The sequence below is a fragment of the Herbaspirillum rubrisubalbicans genome, assembly GCF_003719195.1.
GTDB lineage: Bacteria > Pseudomonadota > Gammaproteobacteria > Burkholderiales > Burkholderiaceae_D > Herbaspirillum > Herbaspirillum rubrisubalbicans.
Genome location: NZ_CP024996.1, coordinates 2,232,969 through 2,248,070 on the forward strand (window position 1 = coordinate 2,232,969; position 15,102 = coordinate 2,248,070).

Annotated in this window: 15 protein-coding genes; 2 read left to right on the plus strand and 13 right to left on the minus strand. The window is 61.3% G+C overall.

The window, feature by feature from the left end:
* Nucleotides 1-38 precede the first annotated feature (38 nt).
* Entirely contained in the window at nt 39-2,372 is a 2,334-nt protein-coding gene (flgK, locus tag RC54_RS10035; RefSeq protein WP_058895215.1) for a flagellar hook-associated protein FlgK, read from the plus strand.
* A 20-nt stretch (nt 2,373-2,392) separates the two neighbouring features.
* Nucleotides 2,393-3,526: a flagellar hook-associated protein FlgL gene (gene flgL / locus RC54_RS10040; protein ID WP_017450938.1), complete on the plus strand. Its 1,134-nt coding sequence runs from the start codon at nt 2,393-2,395 to the stop codon at nt 3,524-3,526.
* Between the two features lie 119 nt (nt 3,527-3,645).
* Here the strand turns inward: flgL and fliR are convergent, their stop codons facing one another.
* The 13 genes from fliR to fliF form a co-directional block, all read right to left on the minus strand.
* Nucleotides 3,646-4,449, minus strand: a complete 804-nt coding sequence (fliR, locus tag RC54_RS10045) for a flagellar biosynthetic protein FliR (protein WP_061788808.1) — start codon at nt 4,447-4,449, stop codon at nt 3,646-3,648.
* 39 nt (nt 4,450-4,488) lie between these two features.
* Complete coding sequence (gene fliQ, locus RC54_RS10050) at nt 4,489-4,758, minus strand: flagellar biosynthesis protein FliQ (RefSeq protein WP_017450940.1); 270 nt, start codon at nt 4,756-4,758, stop codon at nt 4,489-4,491.
* Nucleotides 4,759-4,777: 19 nt separating this feature from the next.
* Nucleotides 4,778-5,575: a flagellar type III secretion system pore protein FliP gene (fliP, locus tag RC54_RS10055; protein WP_373281433.1), complete on the minus strand. Its 798-nt coding sequence runs from the start codon at nt 5,573-5,575 to the stop codon at nt 4,778-4,780.
* Nucleotides 5,559-6,092, minus strand: a complete 534-nt coding sequence (fliO, locus tag RC54_RS10060) for a flagellar biosynthetic protein FliO (RefSeq protein WP_373281431.1) — start codon at nt 6,090-6,092, stop codon at nt 5,559-5,561. Before fliO ends, fliP begins: the two co-directional genes overlap by 17 nt.
* 20 nt (nt 6,093-6,112) lie before the next feature.
* A complete protein-coding gene (gene fliN / locus RC54_RS10065) occupies nt 6,113-6,568 on the minus strand; it encodes a flagellar motor switch protein FliN (RefSeq protein WP_017450943.1) in 456 nt (151 codons plus the stop codon).
* 2 nt (nt 6,569-6,570) lie between these two features.
* The gene (fliM, locus tag RC54_RS10070) at nt 6,571-7,575 is read right to left on the minus strand and encodes a flagellar motor switch protein FliM (RefSeq protein WP_017450944.1); all 1,005 of its coding nucleotides are present in this window, start codon (nt 7,573-7,575) and stop codon (nt 6,571-6,573) included.
* 29 nt (nt 7,576-7,604) lie between these two features.
* The gene (gene fliL / locus RC54_RS10075) at nt 7,605-8,120 is read right to left on the minus strand and encodes a flagellar basal body-associated protein FliL (protein ID WP_058895217.1); all 516 of its coding nucleotides are present in this window, start codon (nt 8,118-8,120) and stop codon (nt 7,605-7,607) included.
* A gap of 126 nt (nt 8,121-8,246) precedes the next feature.
* Nucleotides 8,247-9,533 (minus strand): flagellar hook-length control protein FliK, encoded by a 1,287-nt coding sequence (locus RC54_RS10080; RefSeq protein ID WP_061788810.1) that lies wholly within the window; start codon nt 9,531-9,533, stop codon nt 8,247-8,249.
* A gap of 76 nt (nt 9,534-9,609) precedes the next feature.
* Nucleotides 9,610-10,053: a flagellar export protein FliJ gene (gene fliJ, locus RC54_RS10085; RefSeq protein WP_026051956.1), complete on the minus strand. Its 444-nt coding sequence runs from the start codon at nt 10,051-10,053 to the stop codon at nt 9,610-9,612.
* A 37-nt stretch (nt 10,054-10,090) separates the two neighbouring features.
* On the minus strand, nt 10,091-11,497 hold the full coding sequence (gene fliI / locus RC54_RS10090; RefSeq protein WP_017450948.1) for a flagellar protein export ATPase FliI: 1,407 nt from the start codon (nt 11,495-11,497) through the stop codon (nt 10,091-10,093).
* A gap of 38 nt (nt 11,498-11,535) precedes the next feature.
* Entirely contained in the window at nt 11,536-12,237 is a 702-nt protein-coding gene (gene fliH / locus RC54_RS10095) for a flagellar assembly protein FliH (RefSeq protein ID WP_044530489.1), read from the minus strand.
* Nucleotides 12,238-12,298: 61 nt separating this feature from the next.
* A complete protein-coding gene (fliG, locus tag RC54_RS10100) occupies nt 12,299-13,294 on the minus strand; it encodes a flagellar motor switch protein FliG (protein WP_006462657.1) in 996 nt (331 codons plus the stop codon).
* A complete protein-coding gene (gene fliF, locus RC54_RS10105; protein ID WP_061788811.1) occupies nt 13,287-15,068 on the minus strand; it encodes a flagellar basal-body MS-ring/collar protein FliF in 1,782 nt (593 codons plus the stop codon). The genes fliG and fliF overlap by 8 nt, the downstream gene beginning before the upstream one ends.
* Nucleotides 15,069-15,102 lie beyond the last annotated feature (34 nt).

Below are 15,102 nucleotides of genomic sequence, written 5' to 3' on the forward strand. Positions count from 1 at the left end.
GTTATTCCGCTAAAAGCTTTCAGGGACGACAACCTAGCATGGCAACTAACATCTTCAGTATCGGGCAAAGCGCGTTGCAGGCGGCTATGGCGGCGCAGGCCACCACCAGCCACAACATCTCCAACGCCACCACCCCCGGTTACAACCGTCAGGAAGTCGTGCAGAGCTCGGCCGGCGGCATCAACTATGGCTACGGCTTCGTCGGTCAGGGTACGCAAGTTACCGAGATCAAGCGCGTCTACAACGATTTCCTGACCAAGCAGGCACTGGCCTCGCAGACTTCGGCCAGTTCCTTGGATTCGTACTACGCGCAGATCTCGCAGATCAACAACATGGTGGCCGACACCAAGGCCGGGTTGTCGCCGGCTCTGCAGGATTTCTTCGCCTCGGTCCAGAACCTGGCGTCCAACCCGAATACCCAGGCTTCACGCCAGACGGTGCTGTCGCAGGCTTCGACGCTGGTGGCGCGCATCTCCGCCATCAATGACCAGCTGTCGCAGAGCAGTGCCAGCGTCAACAGCCAGATCACCTCGACGGTGACCACCATCAATTCCTATGCGCAGCAGATCGCCCAGCTGAACCAGGCCATCGTCAATGCCGTGGGTACCGGTGGCGGCCAGCAGCCCAATGATCTGCTGGACCAGCGCGACCAGTTGGTCTCCGAACTGAACAAGTATGTCAAGATCACCACGGTGCCACAGGATACCGGGGCAGTCAGCGTGTTCATCGGCACCGGGCAGTCGCTGGTCGCCGGCGACCAGGTCACGCAACTGGCGGTGACCAATTCGCCCACCGACGTGTCGCGCCTACAGGTCGGGCAGGTGCTACCGGGTGGCGGTACGGCCACCATCCCGGATAGCTTCTTCTATGATGGCGGCAGCCTGGGCGGCTTGTTGCGCTATCGTACCGAGACCCTGGACCCGACCCAGAATGCCTTGGGACGCATCACCATTGCCATGGGTACGGCCTTCAACCAGCAGCAGCAACTGGGCCTGGACCAGAATGGCAATCCCGGCACCAACATGTTCAACATCAGTTCGCCCAATCTGATCGGCTATCCGACCAATACCGGCACGACTGATCTGAAGGCCGTTATTACCGATCCGTCTTCGCTGTCCACCAGCGACTACACGTTGACCTACGACGGCACCAACTACACCTTCACGCGCCTGTCGGACAATACCAAGACCGTCAAGGCGGCCGCCGACTTCCCGGTGACGCTCGATGGCGTGACCTATTCCAACGGCGCGGCAGCGCCGGGTCCGTTCGCACCCAGCATCCCGAGCGGCAACATCTACAAGATCCAGCCGACCGCCAATGGTGCTGCGGCTTTCTCGCTGGCCCTGAACAATACTCAGTTGCTGGCGTCGGCCGCGCCGATCTCCACCTCGGCCAATGCCACCAACAACGTCAATGCCAGTATGCCGGCCACCAATACCGGCAACGCCATCATTTCCAATACGGCGCTGGATTCGACCAAGTTCCAACAGGGCTCCTCGGTGTCCTTCACCGCGTCGGTAAGCGGATCGCAGGTGCAACTGTCGGCGGCCTGGACCGGGGCTGCGCCGGTGCCTACGGTCACCTATACCAATCCAGATGGCTCCACCGGCACTGCCACCGGCGGCGCGGCCTTCAATTACACCCCGGGCATGACCATCAGCAGTGGCGGCGTGAGCTTCACACTGACCGGCACGCCCGGCACCACGGCACCGGACAAGTTCAACTTCGCCCCCGTGGCCGCCAACAAGGGGACGGCCACCATCAACGCCGGCTCGGTCACGCCCGCCTACCTGACCACCACCACGCCGCTGACCAAGCCGACCACGTTGACCTTCAACAATACGGCCTCGCCCCCGGTGTTCAACATCTCGCCGGCGGTGCCGGCCGGTGGTGGCACCATCACGCACAAGGATGGCACCACCACCGCCATCGCCGGTGGCGCCAGCACCTTGTCCTATACCGCAGGCGACACCTACGAGATCAGTGGCGTCAAGTTCCAGATCTCCAGCCAGCCCGCCAATGGTGACCAGTTCACCATCGCAGCCAATACCAACGCCACTTCGGACAACCGCAACATGTTGGCCATGGCCAACCTGCAGACGGCCAATACCATCAATGGCACCAGCTTCCAGGGTTCTTACTCGCAACTGGTGGCCACCATTGGTAACAAGACCAATGAGATCAACGTCACCAACACAGCCGAGAAGACGCGGCTGACGGCGATCCAGAACCAGCAACAGTCCGACTCCGGGGTCAACCAGGATGAAGAACTGGCCCACATGATCCGCAACCAGCAGCAATACCAGGCGGCCGCCAAGATCATCCAGGCCGCCAGCGACATGATCAATGCGCTGCTCAGCCTGGGTAGTTAATCAGTTAAAGGAAGACGACCATGCGTATTAGCACCCAGATGCTCTATCAATCGAGCAACAATGACATGACCTCGATGCAGAGCCAGATCCTCAAGCTGACCCAGCAGGTGACGGCGCAGCAGAAGGTGTTGCTGCCCTCGGACGATCCGGTGGCTGCCGCGCGCGCCCTGGACATGGTGCAGACCTCGGCTCTGAACGACCAGTACAAGACCAATCGCCAGAATGCCAACAGTGCCTTGGCGACCGTGCAGGGGACCCTGGACAGCCTGACCAACATGCTGACCAAGCTGAAGTCCAACGTGATCACGGCTGGCAATGCCTCGTATTCCAATGCCGAGCGCATCAACATGGCCGCCGAGATCAAGGGCAACCTCAATGAAGTGATGGGCTATGCCAATGCCCAGGACGGACAGGGCAACTACATCTTCGCCGGTTTCAAGAGCTCTACCCAGCCCTTTACGCTGGATGGCACCGGTGGCGTGGTCTACAACGGTGACCAGGGCGCCATGACGCTGCAGGTGGACTCGACCCGCCAGATGGATATCAGCGCTTCCGGTCAGGCCATCTTCCAGGGCAATGGTCAGGATATCTTCAAGACCATGACCAACCTGATCAACGTGCTGTCGGTGCCGGTGACCGAAGCGGCCAACAATGCCGATACTGCCGCAGCCAATGCCTTCGTCTATCCCGCAGGCAGCGGCCAGACCCCGATTGCCGCCTACAAGACGGCCCAGGCTGCACTGGACGCCTTGAAGCCGGATGATCCGACCTACCAGGCCCAGTTCACGGCCACGGCCGCGCTCAAGTTGCAATCCGATGCCGCCGATGCAGCGCGTACCCCGGTGGTAGGCAGCCAGGCAGCTCTGTCGCGCAGCCTGGCCCAGTTCAATACCCAGATCGATTCGATTTCCAGCAGCGTCTCTACGGTCAAGGCTTCCATCGGTGCACGCCAGAACGAGCTGGATAACCTCGATGCAGCCGGTCTGGTCAACAATGAAAACTACACCCAGACCATCAACAACCTGCTGGGCCGTAATCTCTCCGATACCAGTGAGCTCATCAGCGACCTGACCTTGAAGCAGACCTATCTGTCGGCAGCACAAAAGGTGTTCGTCACCACCAGCGGCCTGACCCTGCTCAATTATCTGAAGTAATCCGGTCGATGACTGCTGCTCTGGCGGCAGCATCGCTATCCGACGCAGAAACAAAAAGGCGAACCCGTGGATTCGCCTTTTTGTTCAGCAGCGCCCTGGCGCGCAAGGCGGCTTGCTGCTCAAGGCTTGGGCAAGACATTGACCGGCGGTACGCTGCCCAGCAGTCGGACCATTTCTATGCCATCGGCCAGGAAGCGTTGCAGGGGCGTGAGCATATAGGGCAGGGTAAAGGCGATCAGGACGAAGCCAGCCAGCATGGTGATCGAAAAACCGATTCCGAACAGGTTCAACTGGGGCGCCGCACGCGTGAGGATACCCAGGGCGAAGTTGGTGATGAGCAGGGCGATCAGCAAGGGCAGCGACAACTGCACCCCCATGCTGAAGATCTTGGCGCCCCACAGGCCGAGCTGGTGGAAGCCTTCGGTGGTGACAGGAACGCCGGTGATGGGCAGGGTATGGAAGCTCTCGGCCATCACCTGTAGCAACATCAGGTGGCCGTTCAGACTCAGGAAGACCATGGTGGCCAGCAGCGAAAAGACCTGGCTGATGGCCGCCGTGCGCCCTTGGGTCTGGGGGTCGAAGAAGGCGGCAAACGACAGGCCCATGGTGGAACTGGTCAATTCGCCGGCGGCCTCCACGGCGGCAAACACCACACGCATGGCAAAGCCCATGGACAGGCCGATCAACAACTGCTGCAGCAGGATCAACAAGCCCGTCATCGACATCGGATCAATCGCCGGTGGCACCGGCACGTCCGGTGCCAGCACCGCACCAATGGCAATGCCCAGCAAGACCTTTACCAGCATCGGAACGCTGGCGCTACCGAAGGGAGGGGCGATGGACAGCAGCCCGAGAATGCGTGTGGTCGGCCAGATGAACATGGCGACCCAGGCGTAGAGCTGCTGGCTGGAGAAGGTGAGCATGAGTCGAAAAGCCGCCGGGCGAAACGCCCCGCGTGCGGCTTACTGGACCATGGCGGGGATGCCGCTGAACATGGTACGCATGTAGTCGAGGATGATGGTCAGCATCCACGGCCCGGCGATGATCAGGGCCAGGAACACGCCCACCAGCTTGGGGATGAAGGCCAGGGTCTGTTCATTGATCTGGGTCGCGGCCTGGAAGATGCTCACCACCAGCCCGATGAGCAGGGCCGTGATCAACATGGGAGCGGCGATCAGGAGGGTAACTTCCATGGCCTGGCGGCCCATGGTCATGACGCTTTCGGGAGTCATAGCGGGTCCTTGCCTTTGACTAGTAGAAACTCTGGGCCAGGGAGCCGATGAGCAACTGCCATCCATCCACCAGCACGAAGAGCATCAGCTTGAAGGGGAGCGAGACAATGGCCGGAGACATCATCATCATGCCCATGGACATCAGAATACTGGCCACCACCATGTCGATGATGAGGAAGGGGATGAAGATGGCAAAGCCGATCTGGAAAGAAGTCTTCAGTTCGCTGGTGACGAAGGCCGGTACCAGCAGGCGCAAAGGCACGTCCTCCGGGCCTTGCAGGGCAGGGCCGTGAGATAGCTTCACATACAGCGCCAGATCGGACTGGCGCGTCTGCTTGAGCATGAATTCCTTGAGGGGGGCTGCGCCCTTGTCCAGCGCTTCCATCATCTGGATCTTGTTTTCGGCGAAGGGCTGGTAAGCCTCGGTATAGATGCGATCGAACACCGGGCTCATGACGAAGAAGGTCAGGAACAGCGACAGTCCCACCAACACCTGGGTGGGCGGCGTGGACTGCGTGCCCAGCGCCTGGCGCAGCAGCGAGAGCACGATCACGATGCGGGTGAAACAGGTCATCATCAACAACGCCGCCGGAATGAACGACAGCGAAGTGAGGAACAGCATGGTCTGGATCGGCAGCGAATAATTCGTGCCACCCCCTGGCGCGGGCATACTGTTCAAGGCCGGCAGGCCTTGCTGGGCCGAGGCGGCCAGCGGCAGGCACAGCAGTGCCAGCCACCAGTAGCGGCTGCGCAAGAGCGCTGCCGCCTGCTGGGCCAGGAGAGAAAGAGTGCCTTGCGGCTTAGCTTGTGCTGCCATCATTACCCGCACGGTCGCCGTTGCCGGCGCCGCCATTACGTTTGTCCATGGTGTGCTTGAGCCAGTTGGCGAAGCTCGGTCCGCTGCCTTGGCCCGACTGTCCCGCGGCTAGTTCCTGGCGCGGCAGGGTGGCCAGTGCGTTGACGCGACCCGGAGCAACCCCGACCACGATCCACTGCTCACCTACCTCGATGACCATCACTCTTTCGCGCGTGCCCACCGAGACGCCACCGACAACCTTGGCGGCGGCATTGCCGTTGAAGTTCTGGGTCAGGCCGAAGCGTTTGAAGAGCCAGGCCACGCCAGCCATCACGGCCAGTACGACCACCAGTCCGAAGAGCATGGTGAAGACACTGCCGGAAGAAGAGGGGAGCGTGCTGGCGGCGGGTGTGACTGCCGCGCTGGCGGGAGCGTTCTCGGCCCAGGCTTGGGCACAGCTCAGCAGGTTGCCGCCCAGCAGTAGAACCGATGCCAAGCTTGCTGGGACGGCGCGGGATACAGCGTCAAGACGTTTCATCAAACTGGAGCCGTCCCTGCTCAGCGGTTGAGCTTGCGGATGCGTTCGGCCGGCGTGATGATGTCGGTCAAGCGGATACCGAACTTGTCGTTGACCACCACCACTTCGCCCTGGGCGATCAGGCAGCCGTTGACCAGCACGTCCATCGGTTCACCGGCCATGCCATCCAGTTCCACCACCGAACCTTGCGCCAGTTGCAGCAGGTTCTTGATGGCGATCTTGGTGCGACCCAATTCCACGGTCAGCTGCACCGGGATATCGAGGATGAAGTCGATGTCGTTGGGGGTATTGGTCTTGATATCGGCGGCACTCAAGTCCTTGAAGACGGTGGCCATCGCGGGAGCCGCGCTGATGCCTTTCTCGTCTTCCATCTCGCCCTTCTTCTGCGCTTCTTCGGCCTGGGTCTGTTCGGCCATGGCCGCGCCCCACGGATCGTCTTCCGCTGCGCCTGCGCCTGCTACGTTCTCATCAGCCATTACTAATCTCCTTGAAAGCTTTCCGGTGTTTCTTGATGGGTGATGGACAGCAGTTTTTCCACGCGCAGGGCGTATTGGCCATTGGACTGGCCGTAGCTGCATTCCATCACCGGCACGCCGTCAACCTGTGCTTCGACGGTCGTATTGGTCTGCAGCGGGATCACGTCGCCGACCTGCATGTGCAGCAGGTCGGTAAAGTTGACGCGGGCGGTGCCGAAATTGACGATCAGTTCGACCTCGGCGGTCTGGATCTGCTGCTTCATCAGGCGGATCCAGCGCTTATCCACTTCCAGTGCCTCGCCTTGCATACTGCTGGTGAGGCGGTCACGCACCGGCTCGATCATCGAGTAGGGCGTGCAGATGTGGATTTCGCCTGACACCGGACCGAGCTCAACGGTGAAGGTGGTGGAGACCACGACTTCGTTGGGCGTGGCGATGTTGGCGAACTGGGTATTCATTTCCGAGCGAATGAATTCGAATTCGATCGGATAGATCGGTTCCCACGACTTGGCGTAGGTTTCGAAGGTGATCTCCAGCACGCGCATGATGATGCGCTGCTCGGTGGGCGTGAATTCACGGCCTTCGATGCGGGTATGGAAGCGACCGTCGCCGCCGAACATGTTGTCCACCAGCATGAACACGAACTGCGGGTCGAACACCACCAGCCCGATGCCACGGAAGGGCTTGATGTGGACCAGGTTCAGGTTGGTCGGCACCACCAGGTTGCGGATGAATTCGCTGTACTTGGACACCTTCACCGGACCAACCGAAATCTCGGCGGTACGGTGAATGAAGTTGAACAAGCCGATGCGGAACAGACGCGCGAAACGTTCGTTGATGATTTCCAGCGTGGGCATACGCCCGCGCACGATGCGTTCCTGCGTGGCCAGGTTGTAGGTACGTACCGTACCAGGGGCTTCTTCGACGATTTTTTCTTCGTCTTCATCCCCTGTGACACCCTTTAGAAGGGCATCGACTTCTTCCTGTGATAGAAAATGCTCGGCCATGGTCGTAAATCTCTGACTGCGATGCGGTGTTACTGCTGTTGGATCACGAACGAGGTGTAGAACACGTCGGTGATCTGCGGTCCCTTGCCCTTGCCCGAGAACGGCTCGCCCAACTGGTCGATGATCTCATCGGTGAGCTTGCGCTTGCCGTCGCTGGTGAGCAGATCCGAGGCCTTCTTGCTGGACAGTACCATCAGCAGGCGGCTGCGCACCTGCGGCATGTACAGCTTGAGCAATTCGGCGGTTTGGCCGTCAGGCACTTGCAGGGTCATGGCTACTTGCAGGTACTGATCACCAGTTTCTTGCTGCAGGTTGACCACGAAGGGTTCGATCACCACGAAGGTGGGTGCCTTGGCTTCGGCATGATCGTCGGCATGATCGTCCCCCTTCTTGCCCTTGCCCCCCATCATGAAGAAGGCTGCAGCCCCACCGATGACCAGTACCAGCACGGCACCGACGATGATGAAGAGCATCTTCTTGCTCGATTTTGCCGGTGCTGCGTCTGCTTCAGCTCCCTTAGCCGGGGCTTTACCTTTTGTTGCCATCTACTATTCCTTTCAGTTCGTCAGCGCGGAGTACAGGGATATCTGCTTATCGGCAATGAAATCCCATTGTTGAGCCCTTGGGCGGACGAAATTGTATATTTTGTAAGTATCTTTTGCCCGAAGCGCTCAGGCGAAGGTGTCTACCAGGCCCAGGCCGCTGGTGCTCGCGCTGGCGCTCGTGGTGCCGGTGATCGCGGCATCGCCATCCTGGTCCTTGCCGAAGTTGCCGGAAGACGAATTGCGCGCCTGTGGCTGACCATTGCCGGCACCTTGCTGCTGGTTGGGCATACCGGTCTGGACATTGGCCTGGCCCAACTGGATGCCGGCCTGGTCCATCATTTCGCGCAGCTTGGGCATGGCCGCTTCCAGTGCCTGCTTCACTTCCGGCTGGGCGGTAATGAAGGTGGCATCAGCTTGCTGGTTGTGCACGTTCAGCACCACTTGCATGGGGCCGAGGTCGGGCGGGTTCAGGCTCAGCGAGGCGCTTTGCATCCCGGCGCTGGCCATCCAGGTGATCTTGCTGCCCAGTGCCTGGTTCCAGCCGGCACTGCCGACGTTGGCCTGGATCTTGTCGCTGTAGGCCGGTGCAAACACGGCTTGCGGCTGGTTGGCGGCCAGCGTCTGCTGCATGGCGGGCAGCACCACCGGGGTGGGGGCGGCCTGCGGCAGCTCTTGCTTGGCAGGGTTGACGGCCAGCTCCGGGGTGGTCTTGTGCAATTGGGCACGGGCGGCCAGGGTGGTGGCGTCGTCCTTGGGGGTGGCCTTGGCAGCACCCAGGTCGATGGCATCCTTGCCGGCATGAACCGGCACATTGGCTTCGGCGACATTGCCCTTGCCGGCCAGCTCGGCATCCTGCTTGCCCTTGGCGGCATTCATGGCGTTTTGCAGCGCAGCCAGATCGACCTTGCCATCCTTCTTATCCAGCATGGCCTGGTGTTCATCGGCCAGTGACAGCTTGGCGCCGCCGCGCTTGGCCTGGGCCAGCAGGTCGGCATCGGTGTTTTGGCTTTTTCCTTCAGTGACCGGCTTGACGGCGTTCTGGGCGATATTGGCCACCAACGCCAGCAGCTCGGCCGAGGCCTGGGTGCTGGCGTCGTCGTCGCTGTCCTTGTCCTTGTCGCTGACCTGGTCTTTTTGTTCACTTCCTTCGGTTTTGTTGCTCTTGCTGGCACTCGCATTGGCCTGCGCTTGCTGGTTGGCGGCCGCCTGATTGGCAGCAGCCTGGTTGGCGGCGGCTTGCTCGGCCTGGCGCGACTGTGCCTGGTTGTCCTGCAGGCGGGTGCTGACCTGGCTGTTGAGTACTTGGTTGAAAGGCACATCGGCCGTGAAGCTGTCGGCAGGATTGCCAGAGCGCGCACCGTTGGCGGCTTGCGAGCCGGTGATCACGTTCAACAGCGGCAGGGAAGTGTTCATGATGGTGGCCTGTCGGTAAATGCTACTTGCTGCTCTAGGATGCTGCTTGCGGTTCTTTGCCAGCCGGGCTTGCCGGTCAGCGCTGTTTGTAGAAGCTGATGCGGGAGGCGTGCTCATCCATGGACTTCTGGTCGCGCTTGTTTTCCTTGCGCATTTCCTGGTCCCGGGCACGCGTGGCCAGGGTGTCATAGGACATGCGCTTGCGCTCACACGCCTGCCAGGCCGCCCGGGCTTCAGCGACCCGCTGCTGGCTGCTCTGTACCACGTTGACCTGGCCATCGATGGCGGTATCGATTTTTTCCAGGAACAACTGGAAGTTGCGATAGGCCAGGGCGGTCAAGCCATTGGTCAGGGTTTCCTGGAAGCGCGCGGCGTAATCGTCGCGGTATTGCTGCAGGATGCCCAGTTTCTGCTGTGCTTCTTCACTCACGCGAATGGCCCGGCCGAGGCGTTTGGTCGCTTCGTCGGTTTCTTTGGTCGCCAATTCGATCAGCGTATCAAGTGCGGAGGGAGTAGCCATGGTCATTGGGATTATATTTTTGGCCGCTTGTGCTCAATCACCCGAATAGAGCGGTAAGTTGCCCCAAGCTCTCTGATACATCGGATTGCTCATGGATGCCTTGCTGCAAAAAGGCTTCCATTCTTGGCAATAAGGCAATGGCTTCATCCAGGATGGGGTCGCTGCCGGCGGCATAGGCTCCCACGCTGATGAGGTCGCGGTTACGCTGGAAGCGTGAGTACAACTGTTTCAGATGGCGCGAGCGACGTTGGTGGTCGGCGTCGGTGATGCTGTGCATAGCGCGACTGATGGATTGCTCGATGTCGATGGCCGGATAGTGACCGGCCTCGGCCAGTTGGCGGTTCAGCACAATGTGGCCGTCCAGGATGGCGCGCGCGGCGTCGGCGATCGGATCCTGCTGGTCGTCACCCTCGGTGAGCACGGTGTAGAAGGCGGTAATGGAACCGCCGCCTTCGTCGCCGTTGCCAGCGCGTTCCACCAGGGCTGGCAGCTTGGCGAACACCGAGGGCGGGTAGCCCTTGGTGGCAGGGGGCTCACCGATGGCCAGGGCGATTTCGCGCTGGGCCATGGCGTAGCGGGTCAGTGAATCCATGATCAGCAGCACATCCTTGCCCTGGTCACGGAAATACTCGGCAATGGAGGTGCAATAGGCCGCACCCTGCAAGCGCATCAGCGGCGGGGTATCGGCGGGAGCGGCCACTACCACCGAGCGCGCCAGGCCTTCGGCACCCAGGATCTGTTCGATGAATTCCTTGACTTCGCGCCCCCGTTCGCCGATCAGGCCGACCACGATCACGTCGGCACTGGTATAGCGTGCCATCATGCCCAGCAGCACGCTCTTGCCCACGCCGGAGCCGGCGAACAGGCCCATGCGTTGGCCACGGCCGACGGTGAGCATGGAATTGATGGCGCGAATGCCGGTGTCGAGGATGTCGCGAATCGGCGCCCGTCCCAGGGGGTTGGCGGCACGCACGGCCAGCGGGGCCGAGCGTTCGGTATGCAGCGGGCCCAGATTGTCCAGCGGACGACCGGCGCCATCGAGTACGCGGCCCAGCAATTCGTCGCCCACCGGTAGGCGGCGGCTGTGCTCGTCGGCGCGGCGCGGGGTGAAGCTGATAGGGCCGGTGCGGGGTGGGGGGCGCACCGGTTCGACCGGATAGACGCGGGTGCCGGGAACGATGCCTTCGACGTCGCTTTGCGGCATCAGGAACAATCGTTCATCTTGGAAACCCACTACTTCGGCTTCGATCATCATACCGTTGGGCAGCGGCACATTGCAGGGGCTGCCCACAGGAAGCTTCAGTCCGACCGCTTCCATGACCAAGCCGGCCACGCGCGTGATGCGCCCGGCCGTGCGGGTAGGCTCGGCCATGGCGACCAGGCTGCGACAATTGTGCAGATAGGCTTGCCACAGGCTGCTATGGGAAGGCATCGGGGAGTTCATGCGGGTCTCCCGTTCAGGTCGGTATCACAACAGGTGAATCATTCCAGCCAGTCGAGCTGCTTGGACAGCGACTCGCCCAGGCGCTGCCAGCGGGTCTGGGTGGTGGCGTCGATCTGGTTGGTGCGGGTTTCGACGCGGCAGCCGCCGCGCTCCAGCTGGGCATCTTCATTGATCTTCCAGCCTTGCTTGCCGAGTTCCTCGCCCAGATGCTTGTGCACCAGAGCTGCATCTTCCGGGTGTAGCGTCAGGCTGGCTGGCAGTTGCAGAACGGGCAGGGCGTGGATGGCGGCGCTGACCGTGGGCAGGATCAGCTCGGGACGCACGTTCAAGGCCGTCTTCAACATGGATTTGGCCAGATCCAGCGCCAGGTCCAGCAGCTCGGGCGCCATCTTTTCACTGCACTGGGACACTTCGGTGCTGAAGTTCACGGCAATCTGGCGGAAGTGCTGGATGACTTCGTTGATTTCCTGCTGGCCTTGCTGCAACCCGGCCATGTAACCTTCGGAGCGACCGATCTGCTGGCCGTGTTCGCGTCCTTCGGCAAAGCCTTCCTGGCGCGCGGCTTCGCGGATGGCGTCGAGTTGCTCAGCAGTGAGCTGCGGTACCGGCGGCGGTTCTTCGAGGAATTCTTCCTCGATCGGTTCGGGTTCCGGTTCGGGCTCGGGTTCCTCGTTGAAAGACGCCAGCTCCCAGCGCTGGTAGGGCGTCATCTCTTCCTTGGGAATGATCTTTGCACGCATGACTACTTTGACTCCTCAGGCCGGCAGCCCAGGCCAGACTGCATGGTGGGCAACAGGCGCATCAGATGAACGCGTCCTCGCCCTTGGCGCCCAGCACGATCTGGCCTTCGTCGGCCAGGCGGCGCACGATTTGCAGGATGGCCTTTTGTTGCGCGTCGACTTCCGACAGGCGCACCGGTCCCTTGGATTCCAGGTCTTCCTTCATCATCTCGGCCGCACGCTGCGACATGTTGGCGAAAATCTTGTCGCGCAGGCCTTGCGAGGCTCCCTTCAAGGCCACGATCAGCGATTCGGACTGGACTTCGCGCAGCAGCAACTGGATGCCGCGGCCATCGATGTCGATGATGTTCTCGAAGACGAACATCTCGTCCATGATCTTCTGCGCCATGTCTTCGTCGTAGGAGCGCAGGTTGTTCATCACCGAGGTCTCGTTCTCGCCGGACATGAAGTTGAGGATCTCGGCTGCAGTACGGATACCGCCCATCTGTTGCTTCTTGAGGCTTTCGTTGCCGGTCAGCAGCTTGGTCAACACGTCATTGAGTTCACGCAACGCGGCCGGCTGCACGCCGTCCAGGGTGGCAATACGAAGGATGACATCGTTGCGCAAACGTTCCGTGAAATTGTTGATGATGCCGCAGGCATGGTCGCGCTCCAGGTGGACCAGGATAGTGGCGATGATCTGCGGGTGTTCGTTGCGGATGAGCTCGGCCACCGACTGCGCGTCCATCCACTTGAGGCTTTCGATACCGGAAGCATCGCGCCCGCCCAGGATGCGGTTGAGCAGGGAAGTGGCCTTGTCGTCGCCCAGCGCCTTGGTCAGCACGCTACGGATGTATTCGTCCGAATCCAGGCCCAGCGAAGAGGCCTGGCCGGTCTCGGCGACGAAGGCTTCCAACACTTCATTGATTTCTTCGAAGCTGACATTGCGCAGGGCCGACATGGCCGCGCCCAGCTTCTGGACCTCTTTGGGACCCAGGTATTTCATGACTTCGGCGGCCTCATCCTCGCCCAGGGCGAGCATGAGGATGGCACCTTTCTGAACGCCGTCGTTACTCATTGTTCACCCATGACTTGATGATGCTTGCCACCAGCTTCGGATCATTCTTGGCCCACTGCTTGGCGGTTTCGAGGTTGGCCTTGTATTGGGCACGTTCGTCCACGGCGGGTTCGCCGGAGAGGTTGACGATGGCGTCCGGGTCGTCCGGGTCGAAGCCGGCGGCCACTGCCGCGGCAGCGGCTGCGGCTTCGGCCTCGGCCTTTTCCTTGGCCAGGCGCTCGCGCTCTTCGCGGCCGGACAGCTTCCAGACGATGGGGCGCAGCACGCGGAAGTAAAGGAACAGCAGGACCGCACCCACCAGGATGTACTTGCCGATCTCCTTTGCCAGATCGATCATGCCCGGCTGCTTCCACAGCGGCACTTCCGGTTCCATGTCGGTGCTGAACTGGGTATTGACCACGTTGAGCGAGTCGCCGCGATCCTTGTTGTAACCCATCGCTTCCTTGACCAGGTCGGTGATCTGGTTGCGCTCGGCCTCCGTCAGCGGACGCATGACGATCTTGCCGGTATTGTCCAGCGTGCGCTTGTAGTTCACCACCACGGCCACCGTCAGGCGGCGCACGCCACCCATGGGCTGCTGGGTGTAGCGCACGGTCTTGTCGACCTCGTAGTTGATGGTTTCATCCTTGCGCGAATTGCCGCTGGCTGCAGGCGTCGGAGCGGCGCCATTGGGGGTGGCTGCACCGTTCTGGTTGGCTGCGCCATTGGCGGCAGCCGGATTGACGATCTGGGCGGTGGCCGGGGCAGGGGGCTGGTTGGTCAGGGCACCGGGTACGCCCGAGGTACCGGAGGTGGCGCTATTGGCCTCGCTGCTCTGCTTGCTGCGAACGGCGGCGCTATCCTTGGTCTGGTTGGGCTTGTAGGCTTCGGAAGCTTGCTCGGAACGCGAGAAGTCGACGTCTGCCGTGGCTTCGGCACGCACGTTGCCGTTGCCCACGATGGGCGCAATGATGGATTCGACGCGCTTGACGATGTCCTGCTGCATGTCCTGGACATACTTCAACTGAGTCGGGTCCAGGGTATTGGGTTGGCCTTGCTTGGTGGTATCGGAGAGCAGGTTGCCGTTCTGGTCGACGATGGTGACCGCTTTGGGCGAGAGCTCAGGCACGCTGCTGGCCACCAGGTGAACGATGGCGCTGACTTGCTGCGGGTCCAGGTAACGGCCCGGATAGAGGCTCAGGATCACTGAGGCGGTGGGTTTTTGCTGGTCGCGCACGAACACTGAGGCCTTGGGCAGGGCCAAGTGCACACGGGCGGTCTGCACCGACGACAGCGATTGCACCGAGCGCGCCAGTTCGCCTTCCAGGGCGCGCTGGAAGTTGACCTGCTCAAGGAACTGAGAAATGCCCAGCTTCTGGTTTTCCATCAGCTCGAAGCCGACGTTGCCGCCCTTGGGCAAGCCTTGCGCCGCCAGTTTCAGGCGGGCGTCATGCACCATGTTTTCGGGGACCAAGATGGCCATGCCGCTTTCCGAATACTTGTAGGGCACGTTCATCTGCTGCAGCGCGGCCACGATGGCGCCGCCGTCGCGGTCATTGAAGTTGGAGAACAAGACGCGGTACTCGACCTTTTGGCTCCACAGCCAGATACCAGCCATCAGCGCCAGGGTGGCGGCAGCGGCAATGATGAGCAGGATTCGTTTGCCTTGCGGCGAACGGGCGTAACCGAGCACGCCGCCCTGGGCGGGCTGCGCCTGGGGCATTGCATCAGCGTTGCTGAATTCGCCCGTGGTATTGGTTTCGCCGGTCATCGTGCCGTCGGCTGCTACCGCCATGATTTCCCCTGTGGCGTTCCCTCGATTGCCAGCT

What these genes read in the sequence shown, in the direction of transcription:
- flgK (WP_058895215.1), top strand. Translation starts at nt 39, where the DNA reads ATGGCAACTAACATCTTCAGTATCGGGCAAAGCGCGTTGCAGGCGGCT.
- flgL (WP_017450938.1), top strand. Translation starts at nt 2,393, where the DNA reads ATGCGTATTAGCACCCAGATGCTCTATCAATCGAGCAACAATGACATG.
- fliR (WP_061788808.1), bottom strand. Translation starts at nt 4,449, where the DNA reads ATGCTCACCTTCTCCAGCCAGCAGCTCTACGCCTGGGTCGCCATGTTC.
- fliQ (WP_017450940.1), bottom strand. Translation starts at nt 4,758, where the DNA reads ATGACTCCCGAAAGCGTCATGACCATGGGCCGCCAGGCCATGGAAGTT.
- fliP (WP_373281433.1), bottom strand. Translation starts at nt 5,575, where the DNA reads ATGGCAGCACAAGCTAAGCCGCAAGGCACTCTTTCTCTCCTGGCCCAG.
- fliO (WP_373281431.1), bottom strand. Translation starts at nt 6,092, where the DNA reads ATGAAACGTCTTGACGCTGTATCCCGCGCCGTCCCAGCAAGCTTGGCA.
- fliN (WP_017450943.1), bottom strand. Translation starts at nt 6,568, where the DNA reads ATGGCTGATGAGAACGTAGCAGGCGCAGGCGCAGCGGAAGACGATCCG.
- fliM (WP_017450944.1), bottom strand. Translation starts at nt 7,575, where the DNA reads ATGGCCGAGCATTTTCTATCACAGGAAGAAGTCGATGCCCTTCTAAAG.
- fliL (WP_058895217.1), bottom strand. Translation starts at nt 8,120, where the DNA reads ATGGCAACAAAAGGTAAAGCCCCGGCTAAGGGAGCTGAAGCAGACGCA.
- RC54_RS10080 (WP_061788810.1), bottom strand. Translation starts at nt 9,533, where the DNA reads ATGAACACTTCCCTGCCGCTGTTGAACGTGATCACCGGCTCGCAAGCC.
- fliJ (WP_026051956.1), bottom strand. Translation starts at nt 10,053, where the DNA reads ATGGCTACTCCCTCCGCACTTGATACGCTGATCGAATTGGCGACCAAA.
- fliI (WP_017450948.1), bottom strand. Translation starts at nt 11,497, where the DNA reads ATGAACTCCCCGATGCCTTCCCATAGCAGCCTGTGGCAAGCCTATCTG.
- fliH (WP_044530489.1), bottom strand. Translation starts at nt 12,237, where the DNA reads ATGCGTGCAAAGATCATTCCCAAGGAAGAGATGACGCCCTACCAGCGC.
- fliG (WP_006462657.1), bottom strand. Translation starts at nt 13,294, where the DNA reads ATGAGTAACGACGGCGTTCAGAAAGGTGCCATCCTCATGCTCGCCCTG.
- fliF (WP_061788811.1), bottom strand. Translation starts at nt 15,068, where the DNA reads ATGGCGGTAGCAGCCGACGGCACGATGACCGGCGAAACCAATACCACG.